We start from the raw sequence: 23048 nt of genomic DNA, 5'->3' as shown, positions 1-23048 counted from the left end.
GAGCATGTTGGCTCGCATGCGATCCACGGCCGGGGCTGCCATTCGCGGCGAGATTCGTCTCGTCAATTATTTTCTGGTGGGTGGCATCAATACGCTGTTCGGTTACGGCGTATTCGCCGTCTGCCTGTGGATCGGGTTGCATTACAGTCTGGCCATCGCCATTTCGACGGTGCTGGGCACGCTGTTTAATTTCAAGAGCACGGGGACGCTGGTGTTCCGGTCCAGCGATAACACGCGGATCGTGCGCTTCGTTCTTGTGTATGGCGTCGTGTATCTCGTCAACGTCGCGGCCGTCGCCGTGCTGGTTCGACTCGGGCTGAACGCTTATATAAGCGGTCTGGTGCTGATCGTGCCGCTCGCATTGCTTGCCTATCATCTGAACAGCCGATTTGTCTTCAATCGCAATGAGCATGAGTAAACGTATCAGTATCGTCACGCCGCTCTACAACGAGCAGGAAAACGTTGCCGAATTGTGCCAACGTGTCGCCGCCGTCATGCGAGAGCTGCCCTACGACTATGAGCATTTGTGCATCGACAACTGCTCGACGGACAATACTGTCCCGATGCTGCGCGAGATCGCTGCGCGCGATCCGCACCTGAAGGTCATCGTCAACGCGCGCAACTTCGGTTACATCCGCTCCTCGTACCATGCGCTGTTGCAGGCGACGGGCGATGCTGCGGTGCTGATCGCTTCGGATCTGCAGGATCCGCCGGAGATGATCAAGGAGTTCGTTGCGAAGTGGGAGGAGGGATTCAAGACGGTCATGGCGGTCAAGCCGGTGAGCGAAGAGTCGTTCCTGATGTTCCGCGTGCGCCGTCTGTACTACCGCATGGTCTCGCGCATTTCGGAAGTGCCGTTGGTGCAGAACGCGACAGGCTCGGGGTTGTTCGATCGCGCGGTGCTCGATGTGCTGCGCTCGCTGAACGATCCGTACCCGTATTTCCGTGGGTTGGTGTGTGAGATCGGCTTCCCGATCGCCACCGTGCCCTTCAAACAGCCGCGACGTCTGCGTGGCGTGACCAGTCAGAGCTTCTATTCGCTGTACGACATGGCGATGCTCGGGATCACGAAGCACTCCAAGGTGCCTCTGCGCTTCATGGCGATGACGGGGTTTGCCGTGGCCATGTTCAGCCTGCTGGTGGCGTTCGGGTATCTCGTCGCCAAGCTACTGTTCTGGGACTCCTTCGTGCTGGGCACAGCACCGATTCTCATTGGCATGTTCTTCTTCGGTGCGATTCAGATGATGTTTCTGGGATTGCTCGGCGAGTACATCGGCTCGATTCATACTCAGGTCCGCAATCTGCCGCTGGTCGTAGAGGCGGAACGCATCAACTTCTGCTCAAACGATCAAGGCATCCCGCCCCCCCCAGCCTCACGCGTATTGTGAGAGGCCGAGCCCCAGCGACCAGTTTTCTTTCTCGACTTCGACGAGATTCACGAACACGTCTTCGGGGCGGATGCCGGGATTCTCGCTGAGCAGCTCGGCAATCCGTCGGAACAGCGCCTTCTTTTGTTCCTTCGAGCGGGTGTTGTTTGCGGTGATCTGAATGAGCACGAGGTCATCGCTTCGCGCAACGTCAAGATAAGTCGCCCCGTAGCGGAAGTTGGCTGCGTCATGCTCGGTCAACGCCATGAACTGGTCGTCTTCGGGCACGGTGAATGTTTCCCGCAGCGCGCGATAAACGCCATCGAATATGGCCTGTCTGTAAGCCTCTGTCTTTCCCGTACGCATTGAAATGTGAGCGAGTGGCATCGTGAGTTTCCTCGGTGGTTGACCCGCTCCATAGTATCTATTCTGATAAGCTATGCGTTCTTATTTCAATGATAACAATTTGAAATGACTGAGCGCTCGCTTGATCTTGAGGCCGTTCGTGCCTTTATCCGTATCGCGGAGCTTGGCAGCTTCACGCGTGCCGCCGAGGCGCTGCGCACGACGCAGGCGGCGGTCAGCCTGAAGCTCAAACGGCTTGAAGACAGGTTGGGTTTCCGACTCGTCGAACGCACCCCCCGCTACGTTGAGCTTTCGGCGCAGGGCACCACCTTTCTCGACCATGCGCGCAGGCTCATCGACGCTCACGACCGGGCGGTCGCTGCGGTAGCGGGTGCGCGCCAGCGTCTCACCATTGGCATCAGCGAGCATGTCGCGGGGCCGGAGCTGCCCGCGTTGATTGCCCGGATGAACGCGCAGGATCCTCAGCTTCTGATCGAGATCAGAATCGCAACGTCGGCGGACCTGCTTCAGCGTTTCGACCGGAGAGAACTCGATACGGTGCTGGTTCGCATGCATGTTGGCCGAAGCGACGGGGAAGTTGTCACCGACGAGCAGTTCGGCTGGTTCGCGGCACCCGGCTGGCAGCATCGTGCGGGGGAACCGGTGCCGCTCGCGACGATGGCGGAGCCTTGCGGCGTGCGCGCAGTCGCTGAGCAACTGCTCGACGAGGCGGGTGTTCCCTGGACGGAGGTATTCGTTGGCGGAGGCGTGATGGCGGTCGCTGCTGCCGTGATGGCCGGGTTGGGTGTGGCGGCACTTTCGCCGCGGATGGTGCCGTTTGGTGCGGTGGACGTCGGACCCAGACTGGCGCTGCCGGCGTTGCCACGTCTGCCCATTGTGCTGCACACCCGCGTGAAGGACAGCCGGGCGCGCGGTGCACTGGCCGCACTTGGGGCGGCCTTTCGGGGTGCGGTACGAAGCTGATCGAGCGCTTTGTGACGCAGCGCGAACAGAAAAAAAAGGCCATGATTTCTCATGGCCTTTTCAAATTTGGTGGCGAATCAGGGACTCGAACCCCGGACCTGCGGATTATGATTCCGTCGCTCTAACCGACTGAGCTAATTCGCCGTAGGAAAAAGAGTATATGGGGAAGGCTATAGCCTGTCAACAGGTATTTTGCGAAAGCTATGAAAATAGTTCGGGCGGCCTTCGTGGGCGGTGCTTCGCCTCCGGCACCCGCCATCCTACAAATGACAACGCCGGGACTCGAAAGCCCCGGCGTTGCTAAGACAGATCTACCTTCTTACCCGTCCGACGGGTTACCCCATCAGTCGTTGGCGTAGATGTCGACGTCCTTCGTCTCCTTGATGAAGAGCATGCCGATCACGAAGGTGATGAGTGCGATCACGATCGGGTACCAGAGGCCGGAGTAGATGTCGCCCTTTGCGGCCACGATGGCGAAGGCCGTGGCCGGGAGGAAGCCCCCGAACCAGCCGTTACCGATGTGATACGGCAGCGACATCGACGTGTAGCGAATGCGCGTCGGGAACATTTCCACCAGCATCGCTGCAATCGGGCCGTACACCATCGTCACGAAGATCACCAGAATCGCCAGCAGGATCACGACCATCGGCTTGTTCATCTGCGCCGGGTCAGCCTTCGGCGGATAACCGTCAGCCTTGAGCGTGGCCGACATATCCGTCTCGAACGCCTTGGTCTTGTCCTTCGCGTCCGCTGCCTTGCCATCGACCGACGAGATCACTTTGTCGCCAATCTTCACCGTCGCCAGCGTGCCTGCCGGAGCCGCTTCGTTCTGATAGTTCAGACCGGCGCGCGACAGGTAGCTCTTCGCGATATCGCACGAGCTGGTGAACTTCGACGTGCCTACCGGGTTGAACTGGAACGAGCACTCGTTCGGATCGGCGATGACCGTGATCGGCGAACGGGCCGTGGCCGCTTCGAGCGCCGGGTTGGCGTAGTGCGTGAGCGCCTTGAAGATAGGGAAGTACAGCAGCGCGGCCAGCAGGCAGCCCGCCATGATGATCGGCTTGCGACCGATCTTGTCCGACAGCGCGCCGAAGAACACGAAGAACGGGCTGCCGATCAACAGACCCAGCGCGACCATGATGTTCGCGGTGTTGCCGTCGACCTTAAGCACCTGTGTCATGAAGAACAGCGAGTAGAACTGGCCCGTGTACCACACGACTGCCTGACCGGCGGTCAAACCGACCAGCGCCAGAATCACGATCTTCAGGTTCTTCCACTGACCGAACGATTCCTTGAGCGGTGCCTTCGATCCCTTACCCTCGGCCTTCATGCGCTGGAATGCCGGCGATTCGCTCAGTTGCATACGAATCCACAGCGACACGAGCAGCAGCACGATCGACAGGATGAACGGAATGCGCCAGCCCCAGTCGCCGAACGCCTCTTCACCCATCACCATGCGGGTGCCGAGAATCACGAGCAGCGAGAGGAAGAGACCCAGCGTTGCGGTCGTCTGAATCCACGACGTGTAGAAGCCGCGACGGCCATGCGGCGCGTGCTCGGCAACGTACGTGGCAGCACCGCCGTATTCGCCGCCGAGGGCCAGACCCTGCAGCAGACGCATGGCGATGAAGATCACCGGCGCGGCGATGCCCCAGGACGCATAGCCCGGCAACAGACCGACGACCAGCGTCGACAGACCCATCAGCGTGATGGTGACGAGGAACGTGTATTTACGACCGACGAGGTCACCGATGCGACCGAACACGATGGCGCCGAACGGACGCACCGCGAAGCCCGCAGCAAACGACAGCAGTGTGAAGATGAAGGCCGCCGTCGGGTTGATCCCGGAGAAGAAGTGCCGGCTGATGAATGCGGCCAGCGAACCGGCCAGATAAAAGTCGTACCACTCGAACACCGTGCCCAGCGATGAAGCGAAGATGACCTTGCGTTCTTCTTTGGTCATCGGCGCATGGGTGGTGGCTGCCGTTGTCGTAGCCATGCGGTTGTCTCCTGTAATGTAAGCACGCCCCTGGGACGCACCCGGGCCGCTGCAAATGATTATTGGAGGACAACCTTACCGCCGTCTGACGCCAAACTGACTCGAACCTTACGTGGCTAGGGACTTACCCTCGACTTTGGTCGAAAATTGGCCGTATTTAGCGGATTTACGTCACGCATGAGGGTTTTCGATAGGCACCTCGGCGAGCGGTAACGTCACCCGAATGAGTGTGCCGGTTGCTTCGGGATGCTGTGCATCGACATGATCGAGCACGCTCACATCGCCACGATGAATCTGCACGATCTCGCGCACGATCGCGAGACCCAGTCCGCTGCCGTCGCTGTCGCTGCCGAGAATGCGATAAAAGCGCTCGAACACGCGCGGACGCTCCGACGCAGGAATGCCCGGCCCGGTATCTTCGACTTCAAGATGCACGAAGCCGTCGGACGCCTCATGACGCAGCCTCACCGTCACCTTGCCGCCGGCCGGCGTGTAGCGGATCGCGTTGTCGATGAGGTTGTTGAGCAACTCGCGCAACATCACCGGCTGTCCGGACAGATGCACCGGAAACGGTGGCTCTTCGAAGCCGAGGTCGATGCGTTTGGCGAAGGCGGCCTGAAACCAGTCCTGCATGGCGCTGCGTGCAAGCAGACTGAGGTTGAGCGGCGTGAAGGCGGCGGCGTCGTTGGCGCTGTTCTCGGCGCGCGCGAGTGCTAACAACTGGTTGACGAGACGCGCGGCCTGTTCGGAGCTCATCGCGATTTGCGAAAGCGAGCGGCGCAGTTCGTCGGGAGACGTCTGACGTAAGGCCAGTTCAGCTTGCATGCGAAGGCCTGCGAGCGGTGTCTTGAGCTGATGTGCAGCGTCTGCAATGAAGCGTTGCTGAAGTTTCATGTTCTGCTCAAGGCGTCCGAGCAGATCGTTCAGCGAATTGACGAGGGGCGCGATTTCCGGCGGTGCTTGTCGCGCTTCAAGTGGCGAGAGATCGTCGGGACGGCGCGCGCGAATGTGCTCCTGCAACGCATGCAGCGGCGCGAGACCGCGCGACAGACCGAACCAGACGAGCACGATGGCCAGCGGCAGAATCACGAACTGCGGCAGGATCACGCCCTTGATGATTTCGTTGGCCAACTGGCTGCGCTTATCGAGCGTCTCCGCGACCTGAACGAGTGCCATGCTGCCCGGCGGCTGCATGCGCGGCAGATCGACATAAGTGAATGCCACGCGAATGTCGTTGCCACCCACGGTTTCGTCGCGAAACTGGACCACCCCGGGTTGCGGACGGTCGTCTTCATGAGGCAGCGGCAGCTCTGCCGTGCCGCCCACGAGTTCGCCCTTCGCGCCGAGCACCTGATAGTAGATGTTGTCGGTCGCGTCGGCGCGCAGCAGATCGCGCGCGGGCATGGGCAGCGTGAGCGTGACCTGGCCGCGATCCGAGTGAACCTGCTGAGCGAGTACGTAAGTATTGGTCTCCAGCGCGCGGTCGAACGGGCCGTTGGCAATCGATTTTGCGACGAGATACGTCACCGCAATGCTCATCGGCCAGAGCAGCAGCAACGGCGCGAGCATCCAGTCGAGGATCTCGCCGAAGAGCGAGCGCGGCGGCGGCTCGGCCTCACGCTCCAGTGGCGCGCCGAAGCCCGGACGTACAAAAGGATCGGCGTAAGGGTCGAAGGGATCGGCGGCGTCCGCAGGTGGGTGGCGCAGGTCGTCCGGATCGGCGTGGGACGCGGTGTCCGACGACGCAGGCGCGGCGCGATGGGGGTGGCGAAAGCTCAGACGCATCGGACGAGCCCGATCATGCCGCGTTGGCGGGGGCCGCTGCCGGCTTCTCCAGACAATATCCCAGCCCGCGGATCGTGGCGATGCGTACACCGCTGGGCTCGATCTTCTTGCGCAGCCGGTGCATGTACACCTCGATGGCGTTGTTGCTGACCTCTTCGCCCCATCCGCAAAGATGGTCGACGAGCTGTTCCTTGGAGACGAGTCGTCCGGTGCGCAGCAGAAGCACTTCGAGCAATTCGAGTTCGCGCGCGGACAGATCGAGCATCTGCTCGTTGATATAAGCGGTGCGACCGACCTGATCGAAGCTCAGCGGCCCGTGGCGGATCACCGTCGAGCCGCCGCCTGCGCCTCGCCGGGTGAGCGCCCGCACGCGCGCTTCGAGTTCGGCGAGGGCGAACGGCTTGGCCATATAGTCGTCGGCGCCGAGATCGAGGCCCTTCACGCGGGCGTCGACGCTGTCGGACGCGGTCAGGATCAGAACGGGCAGGTGGGAATTGCGGGCGCGCAGACGGCGCAAGACTTCGTGACCGGGAAGACGGGGCAGACCAAGGTCGAGAATCAGCAGGTCGAACGTCTGGGCGGACAGCGCGGAATCGGCTTCGAGCCCCGTTTTGACGTGATCGACGGCGTAGCCCCCCTGACGCAGCGAGCGGGTCAGGGCGTCGGCCAGAATGCTGTCATCCTCTGCGATGAGAATTCGCATGGGCGTGATAGGCTTGTGTAGGCACCAATGCCTGACGGCACGGGTGTGTCTCCTGTGATGTTGCGGCGCGTGGTTCGCGGCTTTTTTTGTCGTTTCGGCGCTTTCGGACAACAGGCACTTGCAAAGGGCACTGGTTTTTTATACAGTACCGGCAGTCACGCCTCACTCGAGCCGTCTCGCTCATCATATCAAAGGACGATTCATGGAAGAAAGCAAGAAAGGGTCTGCCAATCTGTCGGCCGAGAAAGGCAAGGCGCTCGCCGCCGCCCTCGCGCAGATCGAGAAGCAATTCGGCAAGGGCTCGATCATGCGTCTTGGCGACGGCGAGGTCGAAGCGGACATCCAGGTCGTCTCCACGGGCTCGCTGGGTCTGGACATCGCACTGGGCGTCGGTGGCCTGCCGCGCGGTCGTGTGATCGAAATCTACGGCCCGGAATCGTCGGGTAAGACCACGCTCACGTTGCAAGTCGTGGCGGAAATGCAGAAGATCGGTGGCACCTGCGCGTTTATCGACGCAGAACACGCCCTCGATGTCGGTTACGCCAACAAGCTGGGCGTCTCGGTGCCGGAACTGCTGATCTCGCAGCCGGACACGGGCGAGCAGGCGCTGGAAATCGCCGATGCGCTGGTGCGCTCGGGCTCGATCGACCTCATCATCATCGACTCGGTTGCGGCACTCGTGCCGAAGGCCGAAATCGAAGGCGAGATGGGCGATTCGCTGCCGGGTCTTCAGGCACGTCTGATGTCGCAGGCGCTGCGTAAGCTGACCGGCACGATCAAGCGCACGAACTGCACGGTGATCTTCATCAACCAGATTCGTATGAAGATCGGCGTCATGTTCGGTAACCCGGAAACGACGACGGGCGGTAACGCACTGAAGTTCTACTCGTCGGTGCGTCTGGACATCCGCCGTATCGGTTCGATCAAGAAGGGCGACGAGGTGGTCGGTAACGAAACCCGCGTCAAGGTCGTCAAGAACAAGGTGTCGCCGCCGTTCCGCGAAGCGATTTTCGACATCCTCTACGGTCAGGGTATCTCGCGCGAAGGCGAAATCATCGATCTGGGCGTCAACGCGAAGATCGTCGAGAAGGCCGGCGCCTGGTACAGCTACAACGGCGAGAAGATCGGTCAGGGCAAGGACAACGCGCGTGAATTCCTGCGCGAAAATCCGGAAATCGCCCACGAGATCGAGAACAAGGTACGTGCATCGCTGGGTGTGACGGCGATCAATGAAACCGGCGAGATCGAAGAAGACGACGAGGCCTGATCGTTTGATTGGCGCCTGAGTTGTTGGAACGGCAGCGCGAAGCCCTACGGCGTCGCGCTGCCGTTTTGCATTCTTGCTGCGCATAGCAGCGCTACGATGAGCTCATGATCAATCGACGTCCTCCCCGTGATCCGAATGCGCCGCCGCCCCCGCCGGGCGACGAGGCCGTCGCGGTCAAGCGATCTCGCAAACCGACGCTGAGTCTGAAAGGGCGCGCGCTGTCCTATCTGGCACGTCGCGAATACAGTCGAGCGGAGTTGCGTCGCAAGCTCACGCCTTACGCGGATGCCGAGGATCCCGAAGCACTCGATCGCGTGCTCGACGCGCTTGAGCAGGAGCGATGGCTGTCGAACGAACGATTCGCGGAAAGCGTGGTGAATCGGCGCGCCTCGCGCATGGGCACGACGCGCATCGTCGGTGAGCTCAAGCAGCATCAGGTCGATGCGGAAACCGTCGCTGCGATCTCCGAGCAGTTGCGGGAGACCGAACTCGCGCGCGCCCGGGCCGTCTGGCAAAAGAAGTTCGGCGAAATCGCTACAACGCCCGAAGCGCGTGCCAAGCAGATGCGCTTTCTGGCGGCGCGCGGTTTTTCGCGTACCGTTATCAGCAAAATCGTGCGGGGCGCGGACGAGTTTCTGGACGACGTCTGACACCGATGCCATCGCTTTCGTTATGGATGCGTGCGCATTCATCGACGAAGCGTTCATCGCGTCCGGCTTCACGCGACCCGCGTGAATGCTCGCGTGACACGTCGATGAATCTCGCGTGACGCGTGGTTCCTCGCTTATCGCGTTATGGCGTCGCACCATGCGCGCCCGTCACTCGGAATTTTGATAACCCGACCGATGGGTCGGGTAATTCAGCCTTATGCGGCGGGCTTCTGCTGCGCTGCGGCAGACGGCGCTGTCGCCTATGCTAGAATCAAGGTCTTTCTGCGTTCATGCATTGCACACTCCCGCATGCCGCTCTCCGCGCCTGCCCCTCGTACCTTGCGTCACCGTCGCACGATCGCTGTTGAAGCGTATTCGCGCGAGGATGGCCTATGGGACATCGAAGCCCGACTCACCGATCACAAGGATCGGGATTTTGCATTGGCGACGGGCCTTCGCAAGGAGGGCACGCCGATCCACGAGCTATGGCTGCGGTTGACGATCGACGAAGATTTCGAAGTGCATGACGCCGAGGCCGTCTCCGACTGGGTGCCTTATCCCGGTATTTGCGATCAGATCGGCCCCGAATATCGTCAATTGATCGGTCTTAACCTGCGGCACGGCTTCCGTCGCGGGGTTCGCGAGCGCCTTGGCGGCGCGGCGGGCTGTACCCATCTCACAGAACTTTGCAGTGTCCTGCCGACGGCAGCGATTCAGGCGTTTGCCGGCGTGGTGATTCATACCCCCGACACGGCGGCGGCCAACGATGCCGAGAATTCGGCACCTCCTTTCCAACTCGGACATTGTCACGCCCTGCGGTTTGATGGCGAGGCGGTGCGCCGGTTTTACCCGCGCTGGTTCAACGGCCGCGCAAACGATCGAGCGAACGAGCCCACGACGCCCGTCACATCAGAAGCGGTGCGCGATGCGGCCTCGACTCGCAAGCTCGAACCCAAACTTCCAACTCAGCAAGAAGGGAATCACGCATGAAGATTCATGAGTATCAAGGCAAGGAAATCCTCCGGAAATTCGGAGTCGCGGTGCCCCGCGGCATTCCGGCGTTTTCCGTGGACGAGGCCGTGAAGGCAGCCGAAGAACTCGGCGGTCCGGTTTGGGTGGTCAAGGCCCAGATTCACGCAGGCGGTCGCGGTAAGGGCGGCGGCGTGAAGGTTGCCAAGACGATCGAGCAAGTGCGTGAATACGCCAGCCAGATCCTCGGCATGCAACTGGTCACGCACCAGACCGGTCCGGAAGGTCAGAAGGTCAATCGCCTGCTGATCGAAGAAGGCGCCGACATCAACAACGAACTGTACGTCAGCCTGGTGGTTGACCGCGTCACGCAGAAGATCGTGATGATGGGTTCGAGCGAAGGCGGCATGGACATCGAAGAAGTCGCCGAAAAGCACCCGGAACTGATCCACCACGTTGTGATCGATCCGTCGGTTGGCCTGACGAACGAACAAGCCGACGACTTCGCCAAGAAGATCAGCGTGCCGGAAGGCTCGGTGCCGCAAGCGCGCACGATCCTGCAAGGTCTGTACAAGGCCTTCTGGGAAACGGACGCTTCGCTGGCCGAAATCAACCCGCTGAACGTGAGCAAGAACGGCACGGTCACGGCACTGGACGCCAAGTTCAACTTCGACTCGAACGCCCTGTATCGTCATCCGGAAATCGTCGCTTACCGCGATCTGGACGAAGAAGATCCGGCTGAAGTCGAAGCCTCGAAGTTCGATCTGGCCTACATTTCGCTCGACGGCAACATCGGCTGCCTGGTGAACGGCGCCGGTCTGGCCATGGCCACGATGGACACCATCAAGCTGTTCGGCGGCGAGCCGGCCAACTTCCTGGACGTGGGCGGTGGCGCCACGGCAGAGAAGGTGACCGAAGCGTTCAAGATCATGCTGAAGAACCCGAACCTGACGGCCATTCTGGTCAACATCTTCGGTGGCATCATGCGTTGCGACGTGATCGCCGAAGGCGTGATCACGGCGTCGAAGGCTGTGTCGCTCAAGGTGCCGCTCGTCGTGCGCATGAAGGGCACGAACGAAGACCTGGGCAAGAAGATGCTCGCCGAATCCGGTCTGCCGATCATCTCCGCGGACAGCATGGAAGAAGCTGCCCAGAAGGTTGTCGCGGCTGCCGCAGGCAAGTAACCAGAACAGTCGAAGCCATTGCGGCGTGCCGCTCCCGAAAGGCTGAGCGCACACCGTCAGGCAACAGGACGAAGGAAATCAAGCAATGTCGATTCTGATCAACAAAGATACCAAGGTCATCACCCAAGGTATTACTGGCAAGACCGGCCAGTTCCACACCCGTATGTGCCGCGAATACGCGAACGGCAAGAACGCGTTCGTCGCTGGCGTGAACCCGAAGAAGGCCGGCGAAGACTTCGAAGGCATTCCGATCTACGGTTCGGTGAAGGACGCCAAGGAACAGACCGGCGCAACCGTGTCGGTGATCTACGTGCCGCCCGCAGGCGCTGCCGCTGCCATCTGGGAAGCCGTCGAAGCCGACCTGGATCTGGCGATCTGCATCACGGAAGGCATTCCGGTCCGTGACATGATCGAAGTGAAGGACCGTATGCGTCGCGAAGGTCGCAAGACCCTGCTGCTCGGACCGAACTGCCCGGGCGTGATCACGCCGGACGAACTGAAGATCGGCATCATGCCAGGTCACATCCACAAGAAGGGTCGCATCGGCGTGGTCTCGCGCTCGGGCACCCTGACGTACGAAGCCGTGGGCCAGCTGACCGCTCTGGGTCTGGGCCAGTCGAGCGCCGTCGGTATCGGTGGCGACCCGATCAACGGTCTGAAGCACATCGACGTCATGCAAATGTTCAACGACGATCCGGAAACGGACGCCGTGATCATGATCGGTGAAATCGGTGGTCCGGACGAAGCCGCTGCCGCCGAGTGGATCAAGGGCAACATGAAGAAGCCGGTCGTCGGCTTCATCGCAGGCGTTACGGCGCCCCCGGGCAAGCGCATGGGCCACGCCGGCGCGCTGATCTCGGGCGGTGCCGATACGGCCGAAGCCAAGCTGGCCATCATGGATGCCTGCGGCATCAAGGTGACCCGCAACCCGTCGGAAATGGGCCGCCTGCTCAAGGCAGCGCTGTAATTCCCGCCGGACGACCCAGTCGTTGCAGCCGCCGGAACCGGTGGCTGCGCGTCGGGTCTTGAAAGAGGGAGCCCGGAACATCGGGCTCCCTCTTTTGTCTTTATGCCGAGATTGGCATCATCCGTCTGACTGGTTTCAAACGTTCCCCGAGGATTTCCGCGCATGCTTGCGTTTTTTGCCGAGCTGAACTGGGCCGCTGTGCTGCAGATCATCATGATCGACATCCTGCTGGGTGGCGACAACGCTGTGGTGATCGCGCTCGCCTGTCGCAATCTGCCGGCCAAGCAACGCCTGCAAGGCATTGTCTGGGGCACGATCGGGGCAATCGTCCTGCGTGTGATTCTGATTGCGTTTGCCGTGACGCTGCTCGCCGTGCCGTATCTGAAGGCCATTGGCGGGTTGTTGCTGCTCTGGATCGGTACCAAGCTGCTGGTGCCCGACCATGATGCGCACGACAGCGTCAAACCTGCCGACAAGCTGTGGACGGCAGTCAAAACCATCATCGTGGCCGATCTGGTGATGAGCATCGATAACGTGATCGCCATTGCCGGGGCCGCAGAAGGTGCGGCCGAGCATCATCAATTGCCGCTGGTGATCTTCGGTCTGCTGGTGAGCATTCCGCTCATCGTCTGGGGCTCGCAACTGGTGCTCAAGGCGCTCGATCGCTTCCCGGTCATCGTAATGGCTGGGGCGGCGTTGCTCGGATGGATCGCTGGCGGTCTGATCGTCTCGGACCCGGGCGTCGGTCATCTTCTGCACCTGCCGGGTGATGCGGCGAAATACACGCATTACGTGGCGGCGGCCATCGGTGCGCTGTTCGTCCTGATCGTAGGGCTGGTCCTCAAGCGACGCAGCGAGGCACGTCAGATGCGTGCAACCTCTTCGAAATAATCGGGTCCATTGCCGGGACTGAGGGTCTCGCCGGATGAATCGTCCGGCTTCGCATCGGACGATTCCGGGGACCCTTAAGGCACGCGCCGATTTTGATCTGCGGCAGGGCATTCGCGTAAGGGGCTATGTCATACTCCGCCCACTTCCCCCCGATGTCCCTTTTGTTTTCATTGCTTTTGCAGGGAGTTACACAATGCGTCGTTTCGGCCACCGGACTACCGGTCTCGCCAAATCCCGGGGTTTCACCCTGATCGAACTGATGATCGTGCTGGCGATCATCGGCGTACTGGTTACGGCAGGGGTTCCGTATCTGCAGAATTATCTCGTGCGCGCACGTGTCGTCGAAGGGTTGGGCGCTGCAGCGTCGGCCAAGGCGCTCGTGAGCGAGAACGCCATGCACGGCGCGCCGTTCAACAGCGGCTGGCAAGCGCCGAGCCCGACGGACAACGTGAGCGGCGTGAGCATCGATTCCGTGAGCGGCAACGTCACGGTGGCTTACACGCAGCGCGCGGGTGACGGTGCGATCGTACTCGTGCCGACGAGCGCTGGCGCATCGGGCTCGCCGGCCGCGCTGTCCGTCGGCAAGGCACCGGAGGGACAGATCGTCTGGACGTGCTACGCACAGGGCCGTGAAGGCGCGCCGGGTGGCGCGACGTTGCCTGGCAAGCTGGCACCGCCCGAGTGCCGTGGCGAAACGGCGGCCAAGTCGAGCTAAGGACCGCGTCATCACGCGCGTCAGGCATGAAATGGCCGCCCTCGGGTGGCCATTTTTTCGTTATGCTTGCGCATCTTCCAACCGGTGCATTGCACGGCGGCGATCTTGTTTCCTCCTCTGCTTCTTTCGATGATCGGGCTTACGCTGGCCCTGATCTGGGCGCTGCCCTACAACCTCGTCAAACACACGTATCCGATCTCGACGTTCTATTCGGAAGCGCTGACCTTTTGTCTTTTCGCACTGCTCGGCGCGTTGTCGATGGTGGCGGTCTGGCAGCGTGACGGACGTGCGCTGCGCATGCCGCGCGTTACGTGGATGCCACTGGCGTTTATCGCCGTCGTCCTGGTGCAGCGCGCCACGATGCCGACCGAGTTGCCGCAGTTGATGATGACGGCATTGCTGTACGGGGTCGCGATGATCGTCGCGGTCAACAGCGGGTACTGGCTGGCACAGTTGGGGTGGCGCGGTGTCCTCATGCGCTGGAGCGCGGTGGCCCTCACGCTGGGTGGGTTGTATGCCGTGGGCGCTCAGGTCGTGCAGGCGTTTCATCTGGAAGCGAATGTGCCGTGGCTCGTAGCGAAGTACACGGTCACCGCGGCACGCCGTCTGTTCGGCAACATGTATCAGCCGAATCATCTGGCGACCTATCTGTCGATGGCGAGCGCCGGGGCGTTCTATCTTTGGTATCAGCGAAAGTTGCCCGCCTGGACGTTGCTGCTCGTCCTGGCGATATTCGACATCGGCATCTGTCTGACGGGCTCGCGTGCGCCCTGGCTGCAACTGGCGTTGTTGTGTGCATTCGGGCTGTGGCTCGTTTGGGTAGAGCGCGTGGAAGAGACGCGCAATATGCGCCGCTCGATGCGCTGGTTTGTGCCCGCTGCCATCCTGCCAGTGCTGGGCCTGATGACGATGGCCGTCGGCTGGGCGAATGTGAACTGGGGGCTGCAACTCGACGGGAGCGCCGTGGCGCGCATGCAGCAGGCGGGGCAGGTGGCCGGTCGATTGAATCTGTGGGAGTACGGACTGGCGATCTTCCGCGAGCACTGGTTCTTCGGTGCGGGCTGGTCGAATTACATCGACGCGCAGTTCGCGCTGGTCGACAAGCTCGGACCGGTCGAAATGGCAGACAACGCGCATAACGTCTTGCTCGATCTGCTGGCGAAGACGGGCATCGTCGGCACGCTGGCGGTGTTGCTGCCGCTCGCGTTCTGGTTTGCGCGTGCGGTGCGCAGCCTGAAGTCGGCCCCGATTGCGTTTGCGTTCATCCTGCTCGGCATGCTCGCAATGCACGCGATGTTGGAGTATCCGCAGCACTATGCATTCTTCCTGCTGCCCGGATTGTTCCTGCTCGGATTCTGCGAGACGAAGCCGATCGATAGCGTGTCGCCGACGGCGACCGGGGCCATCAATGGCGTGATTGTTCTGTTCGCATGCGTGGCGATTCCGTGGCTGTATCACGACTACCAGCGCGTCGAGGTGGCGTATCGCGCAGGCAAGATCGAAACGTATCGCACCGATCCCGCACTGTTCTTCGCGCCCTATGGCGACTACGCCGTGACCGGCGCGTTGTATCTCAGTCGCGATCAGCTCGACGAGAAGCTGGCCGCCCATCGCGAAGCGCTGGCGCTGGGTGCCGGGCCGACGATGGTCAAGCGCTACATCGTGTTGCTGGCGCTGGCCGGGCGCGACGACGAGGCGCTGCAAGACATCCAGCGGCTGAAGAACTACAACATGCTGATCTTCGAGGGACAGTACGCTTCGCTGGTGCGTATGTTGCGCGCGCAGGGCGACGACCTGAAGCCGTTCGTCAAACGTGTCATCGACGCATGGGGGCGTCCGAAGGGCGAGTCCGATCAGGACGCGATGGTGGTGCCGACCGATGGGGCGAGCCGTTCGTCTTAAACCGTCGTCGTCCGTCGCCACGGACTGTGGCGACGCGCCCCGCAACCCCGACACAAACGAAAAAACGCCCGCAGCGATTGCGGGCGTTTTTCATCCGGACACAGGTTCGTCAGGCGAGCCTGACGCGACGTCCGACGTCTGCCGAACTGAGCCTAAGCTGACTTAAGCCTGCGTGCCGCTATCGTCCGGCTCGGTTTCCTCCGTGCGCGCCCAGAAGAAGCGATCGGGGAAGTGACGGCCCATGCCGGGGCGGAAAGCATTCTCGAGCACCTGTTGCAGATACTCCTGCGCTTCGCGCACGGCCTCGGGCACGGCAAGCCCGTTGGCGAGCATGGCGGTGACGGCGGCGGCGAGCGTGTCGATCGCGCCCGCGACGTTGTGGGCCGGACGGTCCCAGGCGTCTTCACGGACGATACCGCCATCGCTGTAGAGCGTATGCGTGAACTGCGGGGCGTTGCCGTCGCTGATCAGCACGAACTCGCACCCGTTTTCCAGCAGGATCGAGACGGCTTCGTCGAGGGCCAGATTTTCGTTCTCGGTGATCGTCTGAGCCAACGCAACAGCGGTCTGTGGACTCACGACCAGCACACTTGCCTGCGGCACGAGCAGGCTGGCGGTGGCTTCTCGCAATTCGTCGGTCGAGAGCAGATGCTCGCCCGCCAGCCCGAAGTCCGGCGCGACGACGAGGGGTGTCTCGTCATAATCGGCCACGATTTCGGCAATGGCGGCGACGTTATCGGCATTCACCGCGCTGCCGACCTTGAAGGCGGCGACCGGCATGTCTTCGAGCAACATGCGGGCCTGATCGCCGATCCAGTCGGGATCGATGGGTTGCACGTCGTCGCACGAACGCGAGTCCTGTGAGGAGTAGCCGGTGAGCACCGACACGCCGTAGCCGCCCATGCTGGCGAAGGTGAGCAGGTCGGCCTGCACGCCGGTGGCCGAAGTGGGGTCGGAAAGCCCGAAGGTCAGGAGAATGGGTGGGGATTCAGTGTGCATGGAGGCAGGATAGACGGCGATCTGGTCAGGCTTTGGGTTCGTTGGTACCATCACGCCTTAAATGCCCGTTTCGGAGCGCTCGAAAGCGCCGTGGGCAGCGCCCGCCGGACATTGCACCGGCAGGGTTCCCACAAGACCGTCCGGCATCTCTGCCGACGGGACCCGAAGCGGTTGACAAGCCATTGTAACGGAACGCTCGTCGCTGAAGAAAGAATGGAATACAAGAGCTGGATGTGCCTCATTTGCGGCTGGATTTACGACGAAGAGGCAGGATTGCCCGACGAGGGCATTGCGCCCGGTACGCGCTGGGAAGACGTGCCGATCAACTGGACCTGCCCGGAGTGCGGCGCTCGTAAGGAAGACTTCGAGATGGTGCAGATCTGAGGCCGCACGGCCAGGAGATGGCCCATGGTGATGTCTGATTCGTCCGGATCGTCAGAATCGTCCGAAGTGCCGCAATCGTCTTCCGATTCCGTCGCCCCTGTTGCAGCGAACGCCGCGCGTGAGACGCGTGACGTTCCGTTGTGGCGTCTGCCTGAAGTCGCGGAAGCGCTGACCGAAGCGTCCGATGCCTGGTCCAACGGCCCGGCAGCGGCGCTCGGCCCGTTAAGACGTGCGAACCGGTTGCTTCAGTCGAGCGGTCACGCCGACTGGGCATTGCATGGCGAGCGTCTCGTGAAGGCGATTGCCGAAGCCGCCTATGGCGAGCCGGGCAGTCAAGACACGCAACGCAATGCGCTGCGACAGTTCGAGCGCGATATCTGGCAGGCGGGGGCTGCGACGCCACCCGCTGCGTCGGCGTCGTCGACATCTTCTGCGTCTTCTGCATCCCCGAGTCCCGACAGTTGGCCTGGCGCACCCACGCCGGGTGAGCTTCGTATGGCGGGATGGGCGATAGCTCAGCCTCGTCTGCATGGATTGCCCGCGGGCACGGCCCCGCTGCGCGCAGACGTCGAGCGTGTGCTCCTGCGTTTGCTGCGCCCGGATGCCGACACCCTCGATACCACGGCGGCGCTTGGGCAACTCGCGGATCTCGCGGCTGATCTGCACCGAGCCGGGGCGACCGCACCGCTCGACTACTGGCGTCTCGCGGCAGCCTGGCTTCGCTTTGCCCGTGCGCCGCTCTCGCTGGCGGACAAGCGGCAGATCGGCCGTATGAACATGGCGCTGCGCAAGCAACTGACGCGTCCGGCCGAACCGGCCGAGGGCGGTATAGCCGACCCTTCGGTGGCACCGACGTCGGTAGCAGGCGCATCCAAAACGACATCGGAATTCGTCCCCGGACACGATCTGCTCGAAGCGCTGGCGACCTGGCATGCCCAGGCGCCGGATAGTTGGCTCGGCACGCTGCTGGCCGATTTCGGCGTATTGCGCCGTCCCGGCCATCTGCCCGAGCCGTTGGCCGACGCGGCGCAGGCTGGCCAGAAGCAGGGGGCGGGCGCGAGTTCGCGTGACTGGCTGCGCATCGGACCGCTCGCGATTCGGCAAGACGTCTGCCAGACGTTCCTGAGTCTGGCGGATGAAGCGCTCCCGAATCTGAACGATCCTGCGGTGGCCGCGCAAGTGGCACAGTATTCTGCGGCCATCGGGCTTGCCCCGGTGGCGCGACTGGCGGCCGCAGTGGCCGCCACGGGCGAACGGCTGGCGGCGTCGCCCCCGGCCGAACCGGGTGGTCCGGCGGCGTTGGCCATGACGGTCAAGGCGCTGCGCGGCATGCTGCATCAGTTCGCGGCGGACACCTATCCCGAGTCGCGTCCCGATCTGATCGCCGAGATGGCCCTGTGGCGCGAGCGTGCGCTTGACGCCAGCGTGTTCGGACAGCGGCTAGTCACCGGGCGTGACGTTCCGTGATACAGTCGGCCCAAAGGCTGCCGTTGGCGGCCGATGGCCGTATCACGATGCGGAAAAAGTTCGTCCGCTGACCGGTCGCGGCGAGTGACGCAGGGTGCCTGAGGGGCGTCGACGTCATCGCCGCGGGGCGCAAAACCGGGCGGCAGTCCGTCAAACAGGTTCCGATAAATTTTGGCCCTATGCCGAACGACCGTATCAACCTTACGAATCAGTTCCTCATCGCCATGCCGGGCATGGCCGATCCTACCTTTTCCGGCACCGTCGTCTATCTGTGCGAGCACAGTGAAAAGGGCGCGATCGGGCTGGTGATCAACCGTCCGACCGACATCGATCTCGCGTCGCTTTTCGAACGGCTCGATCTCAAGCTGGAAATCGATCCCCTTGCGCATCAACCGGTCTTCTTCGGCGGTCCGGTGCAGACCGAGCGCGGCTTTGTGCTGCATGACGCCACAGGTACACCGTACAGCTCGTCGCTGTCGGTGCCGGGCGGTCTCGAGATGACGACCTCCAAGGACGTGCTCGAAGCCGTGGCCAATGGCCAGGGACCGACCCGCTTCCTGCTCACGCTGGGCCATTCGGGCTGGAGTGCAGGACAGTTGGAAGACGAAATCAGCCGTAACGGCTGGCTGACGGTGGCGGCCGATCCGGGCATCGTGTTCGATGTACCGCCAGCCGAGCGTTTCGACGCTGCGCTGGCGCTGCTTGGCGTCACGTCGTCGATGCTGTCCGCCGACGCGGGTCACGCATGACCGCTGGCAAGAAGGCGGGCAGTTCCACGGTGCTGGGTTTCGATTACGGCGAGCGCCGTATCGGGGTTGCGATCGGTAATCTGATGCTGCGCGAGGCGCGCGCCCTCACGGTCGTCGCCAATCTGAATCGCGACGTTCGCTTCGCCGAAATGGGTAAACTCATCGCCGAGTGGCAACCCGAGCTGATCGTCGTAGGCCTGCCGTGCCATCCGGACGGCACGCCGCACGAAATGACCCAGCAGGCCAAGCGCTTCGGCAATCAACTCAACGGGCGGTTCGACGTGCCTGTCGTCTGGGTCGACGAGCGCTACTCGTCGGTGGCCGCTGCGGCGGCGCTGGCCGAAGCGGGCATCAAGGTCTCGCAGAAGACGTCGCTCGACGCCGAAGCCGCTCGCATCATCCTCCAGCAGTACTTCGACGAGCATGTGCCTGCCTGACATCCCCACGCCTCACGCGACGCAGGCCACGGCGCCTGCGCTGGCCATCCGCGGCCCTGCGACGGAGCGCGCCCATGGCTAACGGCATTCTCGGCCGTCGCGGTCATCCCCAACTCACCCGCAATGGCGAGCTGAAGCATTTGCTGACGGTCGAGGGGTTGCCGCGTGCCGTGCTCATGCACATTCTCGACACGGCCACGCAGTTCGTGAGCGTGAACGATGCCGATGTCAAGAAGGTGCCGCTGCTGAGCGGCAAATCCGTTTTCAATCTGTTCTTCGAGAACTCGACGCGTACGCGTACAACGTTTGAAATCGCGGCAGCACGCCTGTCCGCAGATGTGCTGAATCTGAATATCAATGCGTCGTCGACGAGCAAGGGCGAGACGTTGCTCGACACCATCGGCAACCTGTCGGCGATGCATGCGGATCTGTTCGTCGTGCGTCACGCCCAATCGGGGGCGCCGTATCTGATTGCCGAGCATTGCGCACCGCACGTCCACGTGATCAACGCAGGTGACGGACGTCACGCGCACCCGACGCAGGGCTTGCTCGATATGTACACGATTCGCCATCACAAGGGCGAATTCCAGAATCTGACGGTGGCGATCGTGGGCGACATTCTGCACTCGCGCGTCGCCCGCTCCGACATCCACGCACTGACGACGCTCGGCGTGCCCGAAGTGCGTGCCATCGGCCCGCGCACGCTGCTGCCGACGGGCCTTGAGCAACTCGGCGTGCGCGTGTTTCACGACATGGACGAAGGGTTGCGAGACGTCGATGTCGTCATCATGCTGCGATTGCAAAACGAACGCATGAACGGCGCGTTGTTGCCCTCGGCGTCCGAGTACTTCAAGTATTACGGACTGACGCCGGCGCGTCTGGCGCTCGCGAAGCCCGATGCCATCGTGATGCATCCCGGGCCGATGAACCGGGGCGTGGAGATCGACTCGGCGGTGGCGGATGGCCCGCAATCGGTCATCCTCGAACAAGTCTCGTTCGGCATTGCCGTGCGGATGGCGGTGATGAGTATCGTCGCCGCAAATAACGGGTAAGCGCGCCATGAAACTGCATCTGAAGGGTGGCCGCGTGATCGATCCTGCAACGCGTCTCGACCGCGTGCAGGACGTATTTATCGCCGACGGCGAACTGCTGACGCTCGATGCATCGCCCGCCGACTTCACGGCCGAGCGCACCGTCGACGCGAAAGGGCTGATCGTCGTGCCGGGCCTCGTCGATCTGTCCGCGCGGCGAATGACGGCGGCAAGCGAAGCGACGGCGGCGCTCGCCGGTGGCGTGACGCGCGTGGTGTGCCCGCCCGACACCGATCCCGTACTCGACGAACCGGACCTTGTGGAGATGCTGCAACTGCGCGCCCGCGCAACGCATCTCGCACAGGTTCATCCGCTGGGTGCGTTGACGGTCGGTCTCGCAGGCCGCGAACTCACCGAGATGGCGCAACTGACCCAAGCCGGATGCATCGGTCTGTCGCAAGCGAACGCCGCGATGGCTGATAACCGCACGCTGCTGCGCGCGCTGCAATACGCCGGTACGTTCGGGCTGACGGTCTGGCTGCGGCCGCAGGATGCGGCACTCGCGGCGGGCGGCGTGGCTGCGAGCGGTGCGGTGGCGTCGCGTCTCGGGCTGGCGGGCATTCCGGTCGCGGCCGAGACCATTGCGTTGCATACCATTCTCGAACTCGTCCGGGTGACGGGCACGCGCGTGCATCTGTGCCGCTTGTCGTCGGCGGCTGGCCTCGCGCTCGTGCGTGCGGCGAAAGCCGAAGGGTTGCCGGTCACGTGCGACGTCGCCGCGCACCATCTCCATCTCACGGACATGGACATCGGGTACTTTGACGCGCAATACCGGCTCGATCCGCCGCTGCGCTCGCAGCGCGATCGTGAAGCCGTGCGTGATGCCGCGCGGGACGGTACGATTGACGCCGTTTGCTCGGACCATACGCCGCTTGCGCCCGACGCCCGTCTCGTCCCCTTCGCCGAAGCCGAGCCGGGGGCAACGGGCCTCGAACTGCTCCTGTCGCTGGTGTTGAAGTGGGCCGAGGAATCGCGGGTGCCGCTCGTCGATGCGCTCGCCCGGGTGACGCACGGTCCCGGTCAGCGATTGGCGGCAGTGGCCCCGGGGGCAGGCCGTTTGTCGTCGGGCCACGCGGCGGATGTCTGCGTGTTTGCGCCGTCAACGTACTGGACCGTGTCCGCGCCGCAGTTGCGCAGCGCCGGTCATAACACCCCGTTTCTGGGATACGAACTACCGGGCCAGGTACGGCTCACGCTGGTCGGTGGCCGCGTGGCGTACGAAGCCCCTTGCGTCTAGGATGCGACTGCCGTGCTGTTGATCAAAAAACTTCGTCTTGGCCTGCATCTCGCGCGCGGCATGTTGACTGCGGCGACGCTGTTTCCATTTCTGTCGCAGCCGCAGAAAGATCGTCGCATCCGTGCGTGGTCGCAGAAGCTGCTGAAACTTTGCGGCATGCGTCTGGAAGTGGAGCAGCACGCGCCGGTGCCGGAAGGGGGCGTGATGCTGCTGTGCAATCACGTGTCCTGGATCGACATCTTTGCGCTGAATGCGTGGCAACCAGTGCGTTTCGTCGCGAAGGCGGAGATTCGTCATTGGCCGCTCGTCGGCTGGCTGTGCGTGCAGACGCGGACGATCTTCCTGCAACGCGAGCGACGTGCCGATGCGCGCCGCATCATGCATTACCTGGCCGATTGCCTGCGCGACGGCGACATCATCACCGTCTTCCCTGAAGGCACGACGACGGACGGCCGCAGTCTGCTGCCGTTCCATGCGAACTTGTTGCAAGCGCCGGTCACGACGGGCAAGCCGGTCCAGCCACTGTGCCTGTTCTATACGGACGCGGCGAGCGGACGCCACACGATGGCCCCGGCCTACATCGGCGAGACGAGCCTGATCGAATCCATCGACATGATTTTGCGTGCGCCGCCGATGACGGTGCGTCTGTCGATCGGCGCACCGCAATATCCGCAGGACGGCGAGCATCGCCGTGAGTTCACGTTGGGCGCACAGCAGGCCGTTGGCGCTGCATTGCAGGGCTTCCTGCCCGAAGCCGTGCTGCCGGAGAGTGGCTCGGTCGGTTCGCGTGCGTCGGGACTGGGTGACGACGAAAGCGATGCCGTGCAGGCGGTTCAGGTCTGACTCGGCCGAACGAAAAGAAAAACGGCGCCTGCGATGACGTGTCCCCGGAATATCCGAACAGGTCAAAACTAGAGGTAAAGTTGCTTCTCAGCGCCCCGAATGGGGCGAGG

23 protein-coding genes and 1 tRNA gene are annotated in these 23048 nt (G+C 62.6%); 18 read left to right on the top strand and 6 right to left on the bottom strand.

Annotated elements, in window-relative coordinates; genetic code table 11:
- Positions 1-16: 16 nt before the first annotated feature.
- Both PCO31010_RS24990 and PCO31010_RS24985 read left to right on the top strand, forming a co-directional pair.
- Positions 17-418 carry a GtrA family protein gene (locus PCO31010_RS24990; RefSeq protein ID WP_246184768.1) on the top strand — a complete coding sequence of 134 codons (402 nt, stop codon included), beginning with the start codon at positions 17-19 and terminating at the stop codon, positions 416-418.
- Positions 411-1388, top strand: coding sequence for a glycosyltransferase (locus tag PCO31010_RS24985; protein WP_150666633.1), 978 nt, complete (start codon positions 411-413; stop codon positions 1386-1388). The genes PCO31010_RS24990 and PCO31010_RS24985 overlap by 8 nt, the downstream gene beginning before the upstream one ends.
- Here PCO31010_RS24985 and PCO31010_RS24980 read toward each other — a convergent pair.
- Entirely contained in the window at positions 1374-1754 is a 381-nt protein-coding gene (locus PCO31010_RS24980) for a tautomerase family protein (protein ID WP_150666632.1), read from the bottom strand. The two genes, PCO31010_RS24985 and PCO31010_RS24980, sit on opposite strands and share 15 nt — an antisense overlap.
- Positions 1755-1838: 84 nt before the next feature.
- On the opposite strand from PCO31010_RS24980, the gene PCO31010_RS24975 reads away from it, so the two are divergent.
- Positions 1839-2696, top strand: a complete 858-nt coding sequence (locus PCO31010_RS24975) for a LysR family transcriptional regulator (RefSeq protein ID WP_150666631.1) — start codon at positions 1839-1841, stop codon at positions 2694-2696.
- Positions 2697-2763: 67 nt separating this feature from the next.
- Here PCO31010_RS24975 and PCO31010_RS24970 read toward each other — a convergent pair.
- The 4 genes from PCO31010_RS24970 to PCO31010_RS24955 form a co-directional block, all read right to left on the bottom strand.
- A tRNA-Met gene (locus PCO31010_RS24970) sits at positions 2764-2840 on the bottom strand.
- 199 nt (positions 2841-3039) lie between these two features.
- On the bottom strand, positions 3040-4698 hold the full coding sequence (locus PCO31010_RS24965) for an MFS transporter (protein ID WP_150666630.1): 1659 nt from the start codon (positions 4696-4698) through the stop codon (positions 3040-3042).
- A gap of 171 nt (positions 4699-4869) precedes the next feature.
- The gene (locus PCO31010_RS24960; protein WP_150666629.1) at positions 4870-6483 is read right to left on the bottom strand and encodes a sensor histidine kinase; all 1614 of its coding nucleotides are present in this window, start codon (positions 6481-6483) and stop codon (positions 4870-4872) included.
- Positions 6484-6496: 13 nt separating this feature from the next.
- Positions 6497-7186, bottom strand: coding sequence for a response regulator transcription factor (locus PCO31010_RS24955; protein WP_039393077.1), 690 nt, complete (start codon positions 7184-7186; stop codon positions 6497-6499).
- 202 nt (positions 7187-7388) lie between these two features.
- Between PCO31010_RS24955 and recA the strand changes: the two genes are divergently transcribed.
- The 8 genes from recA to PCO31010_RS24915 all read left to right on the top strand — a co-directional run bounded on the left by recA (position 7389) and on the right by PCO31010_RS24915 (position 15731).
- Complete coding sequence (recA, locus tag PCO31010_RS24950) at positions 7389-8453, top strand: recombinase RecA (RefSeq protein WP_039393076.1); 1065 nt, start codon at positions 7389-7391, stop codon at positions 8451-8453.
- Positions 8454-8557: 104 nt separating this feature from the next.
- Positions 8558-9103 (top strand): recombination regulator RecX, encoded by a 546-nt coding sequence (gene recX / locus PCO31010_RS24945; RefSeq protein ID WP_150666628.1) that lies wholly within the window; start codon positions 8558-8560, stop codon positions 9101-9103.
- Between the two features lie 309 nt (positions 9104-9412).
- Positions 9413-10093, top strand: a complete 681-nt coding sequence (locus PCO31010_RS24940) for a DUF2889 domain-containing protein (protein ID WP_150666627.1) — start codon at positions 9413-9415, stop codon at positions 10091-10093.
- Positions 10090-11256, top strand: a complete 1167-nt coding sequence (gene sucC / locus PCO31010_RS24935) for an ADP-forming succinate--CoA ligase subunit beta (RefSeq protein WP_150666626.1) — start codon at positions 10090-10092, stop codon at positions 11254-11256. Before PCO31010_RS24940 ends, sucC begins: the two co-directional genes overlap by 4 nt.
- Before the next feature lie 85 nt (positions 11257-11341).
- Entirely contained in the window at positions 11342-12223 is an 882-nt protein-coding gene (gene sucD, locus PCO31010_RS24930) for a succinate--CoA ligase subunit alpha (RefSeq protein WP_039393073.1), read from the top strand.
- 162 nt (positions 12224-12385) lie between these two features.
- Entirely contained in the window at positions 12386-13114 is a 729-nt protein-coding gene (locus tag PCO31010_RS24925) for a TerC family protein (protein WP_150666625.1), read from the top strand.
- 193 nt (positions 13115-13307) lie between these two features.
- Positions 13308-13829 carry a pilin gene (locus PCO31010_RS24920; protein WP_174985174.1) on the top strand — a complete coding sequence of 174 codons (522 nt, stop codon included), beginning with the start codon at positions 13308-13310 and terminating at the stop codon, positions 13827-13829.
- 105 nt (positions 13830-13934) lie between these two features.
- The gene (locus PCO31010_RS24915; protein ID WP_150666623.1) at positions 13935-15731 is read left to right on the top strand and encodes an O-antigen ligase family protein; all 1797 of its coding nucleotides are present in this window, start codon (positions 13935-13937) and stop codon (positions 15729-15731) included.
- Positions 15732-15893: 162 nt separating this feature from the next.
- Here PCO31010_RS24915 and thiD read toward each other — a convergent pair whose 3' ends face one another.
- A complete protein-coding gene (gene thiD, locus PCO31010_RS24910) occupies positions 15894-16730 on the bottom strand; it encodes a bifunctional hydroxymethylpyrimidine kinase/phosphomethylpyrimidine kinase (RefSeq protein WP_150666622.1) in 837 nt (278 codons plus the stop codon).
- Positions 16731-16943: 213 nt separating this feature from the next.
- On the opposite strand from thiD, the gene PCO31010_RS24905 reads away from it, so the two are divergent.
- The 7 genes from PCO31010_RS24905 to PCO31010_RS24875 all read left to right on the top strand — a co-directional run bounded on the left by PCO31010_RS24905 (position 16944) and on the right by PCO31010_RS24875 (position 22938).
- Positions 16944-17114, top strand: a complete 171-nt coding sequence (locus PCO31010_RS24905; protein WP_006400971.1) for a rubredoxin — start codon at positions 16944-16946, stop codon at positions 17112-17114.
- 24 nt (positions 17115-17138) lie between these two features.
- Complete coding sequence (locus PCO31010_RS24900) at positions 17139-18581, top strand: hypothetical protein (RefSeq protein WP_150666621.1); 1443 nt, start codon at positions 17139-17141, stop codon at positions 18579-18581.
- Between the two features lie 179 nt (positions 18582-18760).
- Positions 18761-19330, top strand: a complete 570-nt coding sequence (locus tag PCO31010_RS24895; RefSeq protein WP_150666620.1) for a YqgE/AlgH family protein — start codon at positions 18761-18763, stop codon at positions 19328-19330.
- Positions 19327-19767 (top strand): Holliday junction resolvase RuvX, encoded by a 441-nt coding sequence (gene ruvX / locus PCO31010_RS24890; RefSeq protein WP_150666619.1) that lies wholly within the window; start codon positions 19327-19329, stop codon positions 19765-19767. The genes PCO31010_RS24895 and ruvX overlap by 4 nt, the downstream gene beginning before the upstream one ends.
- Positions 19768-19841: 74 nt before the next feature.
- Complete coding sequence (locus PCO31010_RS24885) at positions 19842-20819, top strand: aspartate carbamoyltransferase catalytic subunit (RefSeq protein WP_150666618.1); 978 nt, start codon at positions 19842-19844, stop codon at positions 20817-20819.
- A gap of 7 nt (positions 20820-20826) precedes the next feature.
- Entirely contained in the window at positions 20827-22095 is a 1269-nt protein-coding gene (locus tag PCO31010_RS24880) for a dihydroorotase (RefSeq protein ID WP_150666617.1), read from the top strand.
- A gap of 12 nt (positions 22096-22107) precedes the next feature.
- On the top strand, positions 22108-22938 hold the full coding sequence (locus tag PCO31010_RS24875; RefSeq protein ID WP_150666616.1) for a lysophospholipid acyltransferase family protein: 831 nt from the start codon (positions 22108-22110) through the stop codon (positions 22936-22938).
- Positions 22939-23048: the final 110 nt, after the last annotated feature.

Source organism: Pandoraea commovens (assembly GCF_902459615.1).
GTDB classification, from domain to species: domain Bacteria; phylum Pseudomonadota; class Gammaproteobacteria; order Burkholderiales; family Burkholderiaceae; genus Pandoraea; species Pandoraea commovens.
The sequence above is the reverse complement of the archived record's forward strand: the minus strand, read 5'-3'. Positions and strand labels throughout refer to the sequence as shown.

Excerpts from the sequence above, each read along its gene's own strand:
- PCO31010_RS24985 (WP_150666633.1), top strand. The coding sequence starts at position 411 with ATGAGTAAACGTATCAGTATCGTCACGCCGCTCTACAACGAGCAGGAA.
- thiD (WP_150666622.1), bottom strand. The coding sequence starts at position 16,730 with ATGCACACTGAATCCCCACCCATTCTCCTGACCTTCGGGCTTTCCGAC.
- PCO31010_RS24895 (WP_150666620.1), top strand. The coding sequence starts at position 18,761 with ATGCCGAACGACCGTATCAACCTTACGAATCAGTTCCTCATCGCCATG.
- PCO31010_RS24885 (WP_150666618.1), top strand. The coding sequence starts at position 19,842 with ATGGCTAACGGCATTCTCGGCCGTCGCGGTCATCCCCAACTCACCCGC.
- PCO31010_RS24940 (WP_150666627.1), top strand. The coding sequence starts at position 9,413 with ATGCCGCTCTCCGCGCCTGCCCCTCGTACCTTGCGTCACCGTCGCACG.
- sucC (WP_150666626.1), top strand. The coding sequence starts at position 10,090 with ATGAAGATTCATGAGTATCAAGGCAAGGAAATCCTCCGGAAATTCGGA.
- PCO31010_RS24965 (WP_150666630.1), bottom strand. The coding sequence starts at position 4,698 with ATGGCTACGACAACGGCAGCCACCACCCATGCGCCGATGACCAAAGAA.
- PCO31010_RS24960 (WP_150666629.1), bottom strand. The coding sequence starts at position 6,483 with ATGCGTCTGAGCTTTCGCCACCCCCATCGCGCCGCGCCTGCGTCGTCG.
- PCO31010_RS24925 (WP_150666625.1), top strand. The coding sequence starts at position 12,386 with ATGCTTGCGTTTTTTGCCGAGCTGAACTGGGCCGCTGTGCTGCAGATC.
- ruvX (WP_150666619.1), top strand. The coding sequence starts at position 19,327 with ATGACCGCTGGCAAGAAGGCGGGCAGTTCCACGGTGCTGGGTTTCGAT.
- PCO31010_RS24905 (WP_006400971.1), top strand. The coding sequence starts at position 16,944 with ATGGAATACAAGAGCTGGATGTGCCTCATTTGCGGCTGGATTTACGAC.
- sucD (WP_039393073.1), top strand. The coding sequence starts at position 11,342 with ATGTCGATTCTGATCAACAAAGATACCAAGGTCATCACCCAAGGTATT.
- recX (WP_150666628.1), top strand. The coding sequence starts at position 8,558 with ATGATCAATCGACGTCCTCCCCGTGATCCGAATGCGCCGCCGCCCCCG.
- PCO31010_RS24880 (WP_150666617.1), top strand. The coding sequence starts at position 20,827 with ATGAAACTGCATCTGAAGGGTGGCCGCGTGATCGATCCTGCAACGCGT.
- PCO31010_RS24955 (WP_039393077.1), bottom strand. The coding sequence starts at position 7,186 with ATGCGAATTCTCATCGCAGAGGATGACAGCATTCTGGCCGACGCCCTG.
- recA (WP_039393076.1), top strand. The coding sequence starts at position 7,389 with ATGGAAGAAAGCAAGAAAGGGTCTGCCAATCTGTCGGCCGAGAAAGGC.
- PCO31010_RS24975 (WP_150666631.1), top strand. The coding sequence starts at position 1,839 with ATGACTGAGCGCTCGCTTGATCTTGAGGCCGTTCGTGCCTTTATCCGT.
- PCO31010_RS24900 (WP_150666621.1), top strand. The coding sequence starts at position 17,139 with ATGGTGATGTCTGATTCGTCCGGATCGTCAGAATCGTCCGAAGTGCCG.
- PCO31010_RS24920 (WP_174985174.1), top strand. The coding sequence starts at position 13,308 with ATGCGTCGTTTCGGCCACCGGACTACCGGTCTCGCCAAATCCCGGGGT.
- PCO31010_RS24980 (WP_150666632.1), bottom strand. The coding sequence starts at position 1,754 with ATGCCACTCGCTCACATTTCAATGCGTACGGGAAAGACAGAGGCTTAC.
- PCO31010_RS24990 (WP_246184768.1), top strand. The coding sequence starts at position 17 with ATGCGATCCACGGCCGGGGCTGCCATTCGCGGCGAGATTCGTCTCGTC.